General features: G+C 69.0%; 12 protein-coding genes. 6 read left to right on the forward strand and 6 right to left on the reverse strand.

Going from position 1 to position 12,462, the window contains the following annotated elements; all coding sequences use genetic code 11:
• Nucleotides 1–48: 48 nt before the first annotated feature.
• Entirely contained in the window at nt 49–1,266 is a 1,218-nt protein-coding gene (locus BRW65_RS16465) for an acetyl-CoA C-acetyltransferase (RefSeq protein ID WP_073876353.1), read from the forward strand.
• Nucleotides 1,267–1,416: 150 nt separating this feature from the next.
• Here the strand turns inward: BRW65_RS16465 and BRW65_RS16470 are convergent, their stop codons facing one another.
• Nucleotides 1,417–2,268 carry a Bax inhibitor-1/YccA family protein gene (locus tag BRW65_RS16470; RefSeq protein ID WP_073876529.1) on the reverse strand — a complete coding sequence of 284 codons (852 nt, stop codon included), beginning with the start codon at nt 2,266–2,268 and terminating at the stop codon, nt 1,417–1,419.
• 212 nt (nt 2,269–2,480) lie between these two features.
• Between BRW65_RS16470 and BRW65_RS16475 the strand changes: the two genes are divergently transcribed.
• From BRW65_RS16475 to BRW65_RS16485, 3 genes are read left to right on the forward strand one after another with little or no spacing between them, the layout of a single operon-like run.
• On the forward strand, nt 2,481–3,515 hold the full coding sequence (locus BRW65_RS16475; protein WP_073876355.1) for an enoyl-CoA hydratase/isomerase family protein: 1,035 nt from the start codon (nt 2,481–2,483) through the stop codon (nt 3,513–3,515).
• Nucleotides 3,516–3,528: 13 nt separating this feature from the next.
• Entirely contained in the window at nt 3,529–4,320 is a 792-nt protein-coding gene (locus tag BRW65_RS16480; protein ID WP_073876357.1) for an enoyl-CoA hydratase, read from the forward strand.
• Between the two features lie 8 nt (nt 4,321–4,328).
• Nucleotides 4,329–6,074: an alpha/beta hydrolase gene (locus BRW65_RS16485; RefSeq protein WP_073876359.1), complete on the forward strand. Its 1,746-nt coding sequence runs from the start codon at nt 4,329–4,331 to the stop codon at nt 6,072–6,074.
• On the opposite strand, the gene BRW65_RS16490 is transcribed toward BRW65_RS16485, so the two are convergent.
• Together BRW65_RS16490 and BRW65_RS16495 are read right to left on the reverse strand one after the other, a co-directional pair.
• A complete protein-coding gene (locus BRW65_RS16490; protein WP_073876361.1) occupies nt 6,075–6,524 on the reverse strand; it encodes a rhodanese-like domain-containing protein in 450 nt (149 codons plus the stop codon).
• Complete coding sequence (locus tag BRW65_RS16495; RefSeq protein ID WP_073876363.1) at nt 6,524–7,123, reverse strand: cysteine dioxygenase; 600 nt, start codon at nt 7,121–7,123, stop codon at nt 6,524–6,526. Before BRW65_RS16495 ends, BRW65_RS16490 begins: the two co-directional genes overlap by 1 nt.
• Before the next feature lie 112 nt (nt 7,124–7,235).
• On the opposite strand from BRW65_RS16495, the gene BRW65_RS16500 reads away from it, so the two are divergent.
• Nucleotides 7,236–7,679 (forward strand): lipoprotein LpqV, encoded by a 444-nt coding sequence (locus BRW65_RS16500; protein ID WP_244168110.1) that lies wholly within the window; start codon nt 7,236–7,238, stop codon nt 7,677–7,679.
• Nucleotides 7,680–7,768: 89 nt separating this feature from the next.
• Nucleotides 7,769–8,848 carry a patatin-like phospholipase family protein gene (locus BRW65_RS16505; protein ID WP_139273148.1) on the forward strand — a complete coding sequence of 360 codons (1,080 nt, stop codon included), beginning with the start codon at nt 7,769–7,771 and terminating at the stop codon, nt 8,846–8,848.
• A 21-nt stretch (nt 8,849–8,869) separates the two neighbouring features.
• Here BRW65_RS16505 and BRW65_RS16510 read toward each other — a convergent pair whose 3' ends face one another.
• From BRW65_RS16510 to BRW65_RS16520, 3 genes are read right to left on the reverse strand one after another with little or no spacing between them, the layout of a single operon-like run.
• Complete coding sequence (locus BRW65_RS16510) at nt 8,870–9,739, reverse strand: patatin-like phospholipase family protein (RefSeq protein ID WP_073876531.1); 870 nt, start codon at nt 9,737–9,739, stop codon at nt 8,870–8,872.
• A 29-nt stretch (nt 9,740–9,768) separates the two neighbouring features.
• On the reverse strand, nt 9,769–10,653 hold the full coding sequence (locus tag BRW65_RS16515; RefSeq protein ID WP_073876533.1) for a class II glutamine amidotransferase: 885 nt from the start codon (nt 10,651–10,653) through the stop codon (nt 9,769–9,771).
• A 36-nt stretch (nt 10,654–10,689) separates the two neighbouring features.
• Complete coding sequence (locus tag BRW65_RS16520; protein WP_073876369.1) at nt 10,690–12,321, reverse strand: long-chain fatty acid--CoA ligase; 1,632 nt, start codon at nt 12,319–12,321, stop codon at nt 10,690–10,692.
• Nucleotides 12,322–12,462 lie beyond the last annotated feature (141 nt).

Genomic DNA, 12,462 nt, shown 5'->3' on the forward strand with positions numbered 1-12,462 from the left:
TGTGAAGCGAGCTCGCCGGAATCCGGAAGGGATTTGAAGGGAACCGTCATGCCTGAAGCCGTTATTGTCTCTGCCGCCCGCTCGCCGATCGGCCGCGCGATGAAGGGGTCGCTGGTCTCCATGCGGCCCGACGACCTGGCCGCCCAGATGGTGCGCGCGGCGCTGGACAAGGTGCCCGCGCTCAACCCGCACCAGATCGACGACCTCATCCTGGGCTGCGGCCTGCCGGGCGGCGAGCAGGGCTTCAACATGGCGCGGGTCGTCGCCGTCGAACTCGGCTACGACTTCCTGCCGGGCACCACGGTGAACCGGTACTGCTCGTCGTCGCTGCAGACCACCCGGATGGCGTTCCACGCCATCAAGGCCGGCGAGGGCGACGCGTTCATCTCCGCCGGCGTGGAGACCGTGTCCCGGTTCGCCAAGGGCAACTCCGACTCATGGCCCGACACCAAGAACCCGATCTTCGACGCGGCCCAGGAACGCTCGACCGCCGCCGCCGCGGGCGCGGACGAGTGGCACGATCCCCGCGCGGACGGCAACCTGCCCGACGTCTACATCGCGATGGGCCAGACCGCCGAGAACGTCGCCATCCTCACCGGCATCAGCCGCGAGGACCAGGACCACTGGGGGGTGCGCAGCCAGAACCGCGCCGAGGAGGCCATCAAGAGCGGCTTCTTCGAGCGGGAGATCACCCCGGTGACCCTGCCCGACGGCACCACCGTCAGCACCGACGACGGCCCGCGCCCGGGCACCACCTACGAGAAGATCAGCGAGCTCAAGCCCGTGTTCCGGCCCAACGGCACGGTGACCGCCGGCAACGCGTGTCCCTTGAACGATGGCGCCGCCGCGCTGATCATCACCAGCGACACGAAGGCCAAGGAGCTGGGCCTGACGCCGCTGGCCCGCATCGTGTCCACCGGGGTCAGCGGCCTGTCGCCGGAGATCATGGGACTGGGCCCGATCGAGGCTTGCAAGAAGGCGCTGGCGCGGGCGGGCATGTCGATCAGCGACATCGACCTCTACGAGATCAACGAGGCCTTCGCGGTCCAGGTGCTGGGCTCGGCGCGCGAGCTCGGCATGGACGAGGACAAGCTGAACGTGTCCGGTGGGGCGATCGCCCTGGGCCACCCGTTCGGCATGACCGGCGCGCGGATCGCGACCACGTTGATCAACAACCTGCAGACGCACGACAAGACGTTCGGCCTGGAGACCATGTGTGTCGGCGGCGGGCAGGGCATGGCGATGATCATCGAGCGGCTCAGCTGACCGCCCGCCACCGCGACCAGTCGTCGCTGGCGGCGACACGCCGAGAAGGCCCGCCCGTGAGCGCACGCGCGACGCCGTCCGCGCACACTGGCGCCCAGCACGAAAAGACCGGCACACCAATCGGTGTGCCGGTCTTTTCGTTGACGAGAGCTAGTCGTTCTGCAGGTAACTGAGCAGACGCAGGATCTCGATGTACAGCCAGACCAGCGTCACGGTCAGGCCCAGCGCGATGCCCCAGGCCGCCTTGTCCGGAGCCCCGGCGCGCACCATCTGGTCGGCCGCGTCGAAGTCGATCAGGAAGCTGAACGCCGCGATCCCGATGCACACCAGCGAGAAGATGATGGCGATCGGTCCGCCGCTGCGCAGGCCCAGGCCGGTTCCGCCACCGACGTGGAACATCGCGAGCACGAAATTGCCCAGCATGAGGAACAGCACGCCGAACATCGCGGCGACCAGCATCCGAGTGAACTTGGGCGTCACCCGGATGGCCCCCGTCTTGTAGACGACGAGCATGCCGAAGAACACCCCGAAGGTGCCCAGGACAGCCTCCCCGATCAGCGCGCCGGCGTTGGCGTGCGAGACGGAGAAGTTGGCGAACACGAACGAGATGGCGCCCAGGAAGAGCCCCTCCAGGACGGCATAGCTGAGCACGATGGCCGGGCTGTCCTGCTTGCGGCCGAAGGTCGCGACCAGCACCAGCCCCAGACCGCCCAGCGCGCCGATCATGGTCAGCGGCATCGCCAGCGCCAGGTTGGACGCCACCAGGAAGTAGGAAACCACGGCGGACACCGCCAACACGGCCAGCGTGATGCCGGTCTTGGTGACGACGTCGTCGATGGTCAGCGGACGCGAAGCCCTGGCCTCCTGGTAGGGAGCTTGGTAGGGCGCCGCGTAGGGGTCGGCTCCATAGCCCTGCATCGGGGGCGCGCCCGTGCCGAATTGCGCGTATCCGCCCTGCTGCTTGGGCAGCGAACGAAATACCGGGTTGCTTGTCTCCCGCACCGTCGGGTCCTCTCTATTGGCTTCGAGCTGTGCGAACACAATCTCAACGAGCAACGTTCCGTCCGGGTTCCCAGTCGAACTGGGCATTTTCCGGCGCCTCGAGCCTTTGCTGCTGGCGTCGGGTTAAAGATAACCCTTACCCGAGGGTATGGCGCCGGTCGTGACGATCTAGATTTTTCCTCGAGGGTGACCCGGCGATGGGAGGTTAGGGCGTGACCGACGAATCGGATGAGGTTCTCACCCGCATCGACGGCGACGTCGGTCTGATCACGCTCAACCGCCCCAAGGCGATCAACTCGCTGAACCAGCAGATGGTGGACGCGCTCGGCGCGATCCTCACCGACTGGGCAAACGACGACGCGGTGCGTGCCGTGGTGCTCGCCGGCGCCGGCGAGCGCGGGTTGTGCGCCGGCGGCGACGTGGTCTCCATCTATCACAGCGCCCGCAAGGACGGCGTCGAGGCGCGGCGGTTCTGGCGCGACGAGTACCTGCTCAATGCCCAGATCGCCGATTTCTCCAAGCCATACGTGGCGCTGATGGACGGCATCGTGATGGGCGGCGGGGTCGGCGTCAGCGCGCACGCGAACATCCGCGTGGTGACCGACACCTCGAAGGTCGCGATGCCCGAGGTCGGTATCGGCTTCGTTCCCGACGTGGGCGGGGCGTTCCTGCTGTCCCGGGCGCCCGGCGGGCTGGGTCTGCACGCCGCGCTCACCGGGGCGCCGTTTTCCGGGGCCGACGCGATCGCCATGGGATTCGCCGACCACTACGTCCCGCACCAGGATCTGGAGGCGTTCACCCGGGCGATCGTCGCTGATGGCGTGCAGGGCGCGCTCGCCAAGCACGCCGTCGAGCCGCCACCGAGCGAGCTTGCCGCGCAACGCGATTGGATCGACGATTGCTACGCGGGTGACACGGTCGAAGACATCGTCGCCAATCTGCGCACACACGGCGGCCCGGCCACGGAGGCGGCCGACCTGATCGCCACCCGCTCGCCGATCTCGTTGTCGGTCGCCCTGGAGGCGGTCCGGCGCGCGGCCAAACTCGAGACCGTGAAAGACGTTCTCGTTCAGGACTATCGGGTGTCGTCGGCGTCGCTGCGGTCGCACGACCTGGTCGAGGGCATCCGTGCGCAGCTGATCGACAAAGATCGCAACCCGAATTGGTCGCCGGCGACGCTGGACGCGGTGGCCGCGGCGGACGTCGAGGGGTATTTCACCCCGGTCGACGACGACTTGAGTTTCTAGAAAGGCGATCTGGATGACGGACCCCACTTCCAACAGCTACGAGACCATCCTGGTCGAACGCGACGGGCGCGTCGGCACCATCACCCTGAACCGGCCGAAGGCGCTCAACGCGCTGAACACTCAGGTGATGAACGAAGTCACCAGCGCCGCAACGGAGCTCGACAACGACCCGGGCATCGGGGCGATCATCATCACCGGTTCGGCCAAGGCGTTTGCCGCGGGCGCCGACATCAAGGAGATGGCCGGGCTGTCGTTCGCCGACGCCTTCGACGCCGACTTCTTCGCCCCCTGGGCCAAACTGGCTGCCGTCCGCACCCCGACCATCGCCGCCGTGGCCGGGCATGCGCTGGGCGGCGGCTGCGAGCTCGCCATGATGTGCGACGTGTTGATCGCCGCCGACACGGCGAAGTTCGGCCAGCCCGAGATCAAACTCGGGGTGCTGCCGGGCATGGGCGGTTCGCAGCGCCTGACCCGCGCCATCGGCAAGGCCAAGGCCATGGACCTCATCCTGACCGGGCGCACCATCGGCGCCGCCGAAGCCGAACGCAGCGGCCTGGTTTCGCGCGTGGTGCCGGCCGACGACCTGCTCACCGAGGCCAAGGCCGTCGCCACCACCATCTCGCAGATGTCGCGCTCGGCGGCCCGGATGGCCAAGGAGGCCGTCAACCGCGCGTTCGAATCCACCTTGTCCGAGGGACTGCTCTACGAACGTCGGCTCTTCCACTCGACCTTCGCGACCGACGACCAGTCCGAGGGCATGACGGCGTTCATCGAAAAGCGCGCTCCCAACTTCACCCACCGGTAGGCCCCGCGATGACCGAGCCGGGTGCTGCGACGACCACGCCGGAAGACGAGGCCGAGCCGGAAGCCAAACCGGAATCCGGTCCGACGACTCGTCAGCCTCGGTGGAGCCAAAAGCCTTGGTGGGTACGCCATTACACGTTCACCGGCACCACCGTTGGCCTGATCTTCATCTGGTTCTCCATGACGCCTTCGCTGCTGCCGCGCGGCGCGTTGTTCCAGGGCCTGGTCAGCGGGATCTCCGGCGCCATCGGCTACGGGCTGGGCGTCTTCGCCGTGTGGCTGGTCCGCTACATGCGCGCCAAGGACCACAGCCCACCCCCGCCGCGGTGGGCGTGGATGGTGCTGATCCCGATCGGCGCCCTCGGAATGGTGTTGATGGCCATCTGGTTTCACCTCTGGCAGGACAACGTGCGCGACCTGATGGGCGTCGCGCACCTGCAGTGGTACGACTACCCGGTGGCCGCGGGTCTGTCCCTCGTGGTGTTGTTCACCCTGGTCGAAATCGGCCAGTTCATCCGGTGGCTGGTGCGCTTCCTGGTCGGTCAGGTCGACCGCATCGCGCCGTTCCGGCTGTCGGCGACCATCGTGGTGGCGCTGCTGGTGGCGCTCACCATCACCCTGCTCAACGGCGTGGTGCTCAAGTTCGCGATGCGCACGATGAACAACACCTTCGCGTCGGCGAACAACGAGATGAACCCCGACACCGCGCCACCCAAGACACCGCTGCGATCCGGCGGACCCGAATCGCTGGTGTCGTGGGAATCCCTTGGGCACCAAGGCCGTATCTTCGTCGAAGCCGGGCCCAGAGTCGACCAGCTCACCGCCTTCAACGGGGCGCCGGCGACCGAACCGATCCGGGCCTACGCCGGGCTGAACTCCGCGGACGGCATCACGGCGACCGCCGAGCTCGCGGCCCGCGAGCTGCAGCGCACCGGCGGGCTGCAACGCGCCGTCGTTGCGGTCGCGACGACCACCGGCACGGGCTGGATCAACGAGGCGGAAGCCGATGCGCTCGAGTACATGTACAACGGCAACACCGCGATCGTGAGCATGCAGTATTCGTTCCTGCCGAGCTGGCTGTCCTTCCTGGTGGACAAGGAGAACGCCCGCCACGCCGGGCAGGCGTTATTCGAGGCCGTCGACCGACTGATCCGTCAGATGCCCGAGGCGCAACGCCCCAAGCTCGTCGTGTTCGGCGAGAGCCTGGGCTCGTTCGGCGGCGAGGCGCCGTTCATGAGCCTCAACAACGTCCTCGCCCGCACCGACGGCGCGCTGTTCAGCGGACCGACGTTCCAGAACACCATCTGGACGGACCTGACGTCGACGCGCGACGCCGGTTCCCCGGAGTGGCTGCCGATCTACAACGACGGCAAGAACGTCCGGTTCGTCGCGCGCCCGAGCAATCTAGGCCGTCCGAACTCGGCGTGGGACCACCCGCGGGTGGTCTACCTGCAACACGCTTCGGATCCGATCGCCTGGTGGTCCCCCGATTTGCTGTTCAGCGAACCGGACTGGCTGCGGGAGCCGCGGGGCTACGACGTGTTGCCCGAGACGCGCTGGATCCCGGTGGTGACGTTCCTGCAGGTTTCGGCGGACATGGCGGTGGCCGTCGACGTTCCAGAGGGGCATGGGCACCACTACGTCGCCGACGCGGCCGACGGCTGGGCCGCCGTGCTATCACCGCCCGGCTGGTCGCAGGAGAAGACCGACAAGCTGCGGCCGCTGCTCCATTCGGACGCCACGTCCACCGGCTAGTTAGAGCCAGCGGCGACCCGGGGTGCCGGAATCGGCGAGCACGCCCGGGCCGGCTTCCACCGGCGCGGCACCGGAAAGCTGTTCCAGCACACCCGAACCCGTGAGGGCGTGAAATCCCCCGATGACGTCGGTGGCGCGGTGCAGGCCGATGTCGAGCAGCGCGGCGGCCGCGAGGCTGGAGGTGTAGCCCTCCGAGCACACGATCACCCATTCGACGTCATCGCCGACGGCCTCGGGCAGCTTGGCGTCGCTGGTCGGGTCGCAGCGCCACTCCAAGACGTTGCGTTCGATCACCAGCGCACCGGGGATCTCACCCTCGCGGGACCGCTGGGCCTGCGGTCGGATGTCGACGAGCACCGCCCCTCGCCGCAGGGCGTCGGGCACTTCGGCGGCGGGAAGGCGACGGAAGCGACGCCGGGCGGATCTCAGCACAATGTCGATGCGGCTCATCACGGTCCTTCCGGTTGATCGGTCAGCTCGGTGCGCTGGCGGCGCAACCGATTTCGGCCGGTGACCTCGTAGTAGGACATCGCGGTCAGCGGCGGCGAATAGGCGTGCACGCTGAGCGAAGGGCGCACCGGGCCGCGGTTGGCGCCCGCCAAGCCCGAGACCGGCACGGCCACGGACCGGGGCGCCCACACCACGTCGTGCACCCAGCCCAGCGGAAACCCGGCCTGATCGCCGGCGTTCAGCCGCCGCTGCCGCAGGGCGCGTCCGTCCCAGCGGAATTCGTTGAGCGATCCGGACAGCACCGTCAGCGCGCCCAGCGATCCACCGTGATCGTGCAGTTCGGTGTGGTGACCGGGCACCCAGCTGATCAGCCAGACGTCCAGCTCCTCGTCACCGTGGATGCGGGTGAACCAGCGCCGCGTCTCAGGTATGCCGTCCGGGGGCAGTAAGTGGTCGCAACGTCCGCTCAGGACGTCGTCGGCGGCCTGGTCGGTGGCGTGCATGAGGTCGGGCACCCGCAAGCGGGTCGGCCCCGACGATGGGGACGAAACGTGGCGCGGGCGCAGCGCAGCAGCCGGGACGGCGAGGGGTACAGACATTGGGGAGCTCCAGAGAAAACGGATCGGACGGGCGGCGGCGCGTTAGGGCCGACAACACTCGCAAAATCCGAAGCGCTCCATCACGGCCGCCAGTGTTGCATAGATTGAGGGGGTGCGCCGGTGCGTTCGTCGACCCCCGCGGTGGGGCACGCTCGCCGTGGCGGCCAGTTTGTTGGCGGTCACGGGATGCTCCGCTGACCACCCGAGCGGCAGGCCCGCGTCCTCGTCGACGCGTCCGGCGGGCATTCCCAATGGCCCCGGTGCGCCTCCCCCGGGCGCCGTCGGGCTCTCGCCGGGGGGCGTGACGACCAGGGTCGACGTGCCCGCCGATTCGACCGAGGAAGAGTATTACCAGGCCTGTCACGCCGCAAAAGTGTGGATGGATGCCCATCCCGGGACCGGTCAGTCGCTGTTCGAGACGTACTTGGCGATGGTCCAGACCGCGCCGTCGGGCACCCCGGGCAGCTGGAATGCCCGATGGGCGGATCTCACGCCGGCCCGCCAGGCGGCCGTGCTCACCGCCGCGCGTGCCGCCGCCAACGACGAATGCGGCTAGCGCGTCCGAACCCGCGCAATTGAATTCACGGGTAGAAAAAACTGCCCACCTGGCCGGTGGGGACCGGTGCCGCCGCGCAAAATGAAGGGATGCCGGAGGGACCCGTCGCAGCGGCGGCGCGCCGATCGTCACCGACCCGGGTGGCGTTGGCGCTGGGCAGTGGCGGTGCCCGCGGGTACGCCCACATCGGGGTGATCGAGGCGCTGCGGGCCCGGGATTACGAGATCGTGGGGATCGCGGGCTCGTCGATGGGCGCGCTGGTCGGCGGCCTGGAGGCGGCCGGGCGCCGCGACGAGTTCGCCGACTGGGCGAAGTCCCTGACGCAGCGCACCATCCTGCGGCTGCTGGACTTCTCGATCAGCGCGGCCGGCGTGATGCGCGCCGAGAAGATCCTCGATGCCGTGCGCGACATCCTCGGCCCGGTCACCATCGAGCAGCTGCCCATCCCCTTCACCGCGGTGGCGACGGACCTGGTGGCCGGTAAATCGGTGTGGTTTCAGCGCGGTCCGGTCGACACCGCGATCCGCGCATCCATCGCCATCCCCGGGGTGATCGCGCCGCACGAGGTCGACGGGCGTCTGCTGGCCGACGGCGGCATCCTGGACCCGCTGCCGATGGCGCCCCTCTCGGCCGTCAACGCCGACGTGACCATCGCGGTGAGCCTCAGCGGCAGCGAGGCGATCGCCAACCGCGATGCGGAGGCGGGGGCCACGGCCGAGTGGCTGAACCGCATGGTGCGCAGCACCTCGGCGCTGCTCGACACCACGGCCGCCCGCTCGCTGCTCGATCGGCCGACCGCGCGGGCCGTCCTGGGCAGGTTCGGCGGGTCCACCGCCGAGGCGGACAGCTGGCCGGACGATCCGGACGTCGAGGAGAACGCGGCCGACGACGAGGTGGCCGGTGAATTGGTCGAGGCCGCACCGGACGTCCCGAAACTGGGCAGCTTCGAGGTGATGAACCGGACGATCGACATCGCCCAGGCCGCGCTGGCGCGCCATACGCTGGCCGTCTACCCGCCCGACCTGTTGATCGAAGTTCCGCGCTCAATCTGCCGGGGTCTGGAGTTTCACCGGGCGGCGGAGGTGATCGCCGTCGGCCGTGCGCTGGCCGACGAGGCGTTGGACGCGTTCGAGAACGACCGCGCCGCGCCGTCCACGATCGAGGGGTGAAACCCGCTGCGCCGCAACGGGTTAGACACCGAGAAAGCTCGCGACGGCCGCGGCCTCGCGGCGGCCCTGCTCGCGTCCGGCCAGTGCCGACGAGACGCGGCAGGCGGGATCCAACGGGTTGGGCCCGAAGGCCGCCAGCGAGTCTGGGTCGGCGAACACCGCCAACGTCGCGCCGGTGAAGGCGGAGATCTCCGCGGCCGGCCCGGCACCGAACGGCGAGGGCGCGTCCACGCCCGAGGGCACCAGCACCACCGCCGTAGCGCAATCGGCGGCCACACCGAGGTTGACCAAGCCGGCCACCCCGCCGTCCATGTAGCGCCGGCCGTTGATCGCAACCGGCGGCCAGGCCCCGGGAACCGCGCAGCTGGCCGCCACCGCGTCGACGAGGTCGACACCGGACTCGCGATCGAAAACGACCAATTCGCCGGTGGCAACGTCGATTGCGGTGATCCGCAGCGCCCGGTCGGGCCAGGCGTGGGAGGGCAATCGCTGCGCGATGACCCGGCGGCGCACCGGCGGCGGAACAGTTTCCGTCGCGAGCGCCACGGCGCCGATCCGCTGCAGCCGCTGCCGGGTCCGGTCCGACGAGTCGGCGTAGGGCTCCGCCAGTGCCCTCAGGAACATTGCGGTGATCGCCTCGACGTCGACCCCGGAATCGATCTCGGCCGACGCCTCGGCCACCTGCCGGTCGAACAGGTCAGCGAGCGGGGCGCCGCTCCCGATCTGCGCGGCAACCGTCGACCCCGCGGAGGTGCCCACCAGCACGTCGGAACCCAGTAACAGGCCGGCCGCCGCCGGTGACGAGTCGGCGATGCCGCGTAAAATGCCTGTCTCCCAGGCGATTCCCGCTATCCCTCCACCGGCCAACACTAGTGCTCGTCTGGGTGTCACGCCCACCCACTCTGCCAGTCGGGCATCGGCTAGCGCCGGGCGCCCGGCAGCGCATGTTGGGCCTCCTGGACCGGTGCGCTCAGCTCCGCCCGGCGCAGCAGGTGTGCGGGCGGGTCGGGCAGGATCAGTTGGTGGTCGACGCGCAGCGCGGCGTCCACGTGGACCAGGTCACCCGGCTCGAGCAAGCGCCAGCGAGGGTCGTCGTCCATGCGTTCGGTGGCGAAGACCACCGACGGTCGGGTGCACAGATGTTCCGACCGCGCGTGAATGCGGTTGGTGCACATGTCGAATGTCGGGGCCCGGGTGGCGGCGTCGTCGGACCGGTCCAAGATGTAGAGCTCATGAGTTTGCGGGTAGCGCAGCGCCCACATGTCGGTGGCCGTGCTCAGCAGCACGTTGAGCGCATAGATCGGCACATTGGCCGCCAGCCACCTCACGGCATCGGTCAGACCCGCGGTGACGTCGCCGTCGAGCGCCCGGATCGAGGCGGTGATCAACCCGAACACCCGCTCGGAGTCGGTGTCGCCCAGAACCAAATCGTCGGTGCCGACCTCGCGCAGCCGGTCGTCGAGGACGTCGAGCCCCTCCAGCACGCCGTTGTGCGCGAAGATGCGGCCGTCCTGCAGGAACGGGTGGGTGTTGCGGACGTCTAGGGAACCGGTCGTCGCGTAACGCACGTGCGCGATGAACGTGGTGCCGGTCAGGTCATGGGCCTCGGTGGCGAACGCGGCGTCCTCCCAGGCCGCCATCGGCTGCTTGTCCAGCTGCGGCCGGCCGTGCCCGTCGAAAACGCCCACGCCCGTGCCGTCCGGGTTTCTCCTGCTCTGTTCGGCCAGGCTGTCGGGGGCGTCCAACAACCAAAACGTCGCGGTGCAAACGTCCGTCCCGGCGTGCAGGCCGAATAGTCGACACATGGTGGCGACGGTACCCAGCTTCGCGCAGGCCGGCACTCAGTCGCGGGCCTCGACCACCCAATAGCCATGCTCGGCGTAGCGCGCCCGGATGGCCTTCTTGTCGTACTTGCCCACACTGGTGCGTGGAATCTCCTCGACGAACGCCCACCGCTCGGGCAGCCACCAGCGAACGACCTTCTCGGCGAGGAACTTTCGCAGGTCATCGGCGCTGACCGTGGTGCCTTCCTTGGCGACCACAACGGCCAGCGGCCGCTCCTGCCAGCGCTCGTCGGGCACGCCGACCACCGCGGCTTCGACCACGTGCGGGTGCCCGATCAAGCTGTTCTCCAGCTCGACCGAGGAGATCCACTCGCCGCCGGACTTGATCACGTCCTTGGCCCGGTCGGTCAGGGTGACGAAACCGCGCTCGTCGATCCGCCCCACGTCACCGGTACGCAACCAGCTGGAGTCGAACTTCGAGTCGTCGGGCGTCAGGTAATAGGAGCCGGCGATCCAAGGGCCGCGAACCTCCACCTCGCCGACGGCCTCGCCGTCGTTGGGCAGCACCTTGCCGTTATCGTCGACGATCCGCATCTCCACGCCGCAGACCGGCTGACCCTGGGTGGCACGGATCGCCCAATGCTGGTCCTCGGGAGTTCCCGGAGGCGGCCACGCCATGGTCGCCAACGGGGAGGTCTCCGTCATGCCCCACAGTTGCCGGATCTGAACGCCGTGGTTCTCCTCGAAGCTGCGCATCAGCGACAGCGGGACGGCCGATCCCCCACAGGCCACCAGCCGCAGCGACGACATGTCGTGGTCGGGTTCATCCGCCAGGCGATGCAATACGTCATTCCAAATGGTGGGCACCGCGCCCGCCACGGTCGGTCGCAGGTCCTCGACCATGCGGATCAGCGACCGGGCGTCGAGGTGGCAGTCGGGCAACACCAGATCGGCGCCGGCCATCAGGGCCGCGTAGGGCAGACCCCACGCGTTGGCGTGGAACATCGGCACGATCGGCAGCACGCTGTCCACGGCGCCGACGCCGATGCCGTTGGTGGTGCAGGCCGCCATCGTGTGCAGGTAGCTCGAACGGTGGCTGTACACCACGCCTTTCGGGTTGCCGGTGGTGCCGCTGGTGTAGCACATCGCGGCCGCGGACTTCTCGTCGATGTCAGGCCAGTCGAACTCGGTGGACTCGCCGGCGAGCACGTCGGCATACCGCAGCACGGCCTTGCCCGATCCCTCGAACGAAGCGGTGTCCCCCGCCCCGACCACGATCACGGTGTGCACGGTCTTGAGGTCGCCGAGCACCGGCGCGAGCAGCTTGGCCAGCGACGCGTCGACCAGCACCACCTGGTCTTCGGCCTCGTTGGCGACGTAGGAGATCTGCTCGGCGAAGAGGCGAATGTTGAGGGTGTGCAGGACGGCGCCCATCGACGGCACCGCCAGGTAGGTCGCCAGGTGTTCGGCGTTGTTCCACATGAACGTCGCCACCCGCTGGTCACCGCTGACGCCGAGGCGGCGCAACCCGTTCGCCAGCCGCGCGGCGTCCTGCCCCAACTCGCGGTAGCTGGTCCGCCGGTAGCCGTCGCCGGTGGCGGTGGTGACCGTGCGCGCGCCGTGCACGCCGCAGCCGTGGCGCATGATCGCGGTGATCGTCAACGGAAAGTCCTGCATCGTGCTGTCCATTGAGGTACCGCCTCTGGATCTCGGCGCAGCGTCGCCTGATGTCAACCCGCGAGACGCGGGGTGACCGCGTCCCGCGCCGGAGGCGAGGAGCCGCCGGCAGCCTCCACCCTAAGCCCGAGTTCGGCGCCGGCGTCGGCAATC

The organism is Mycobacterium paraffinicum, assembly GCF_001907675.1.
GTDB lineage: Bacteria > Actinomycetota > Actinomycetes > Mycobacteriales > Mycobacteriaceae > Mycobacterium > Mycobacterium paraffinicum_A.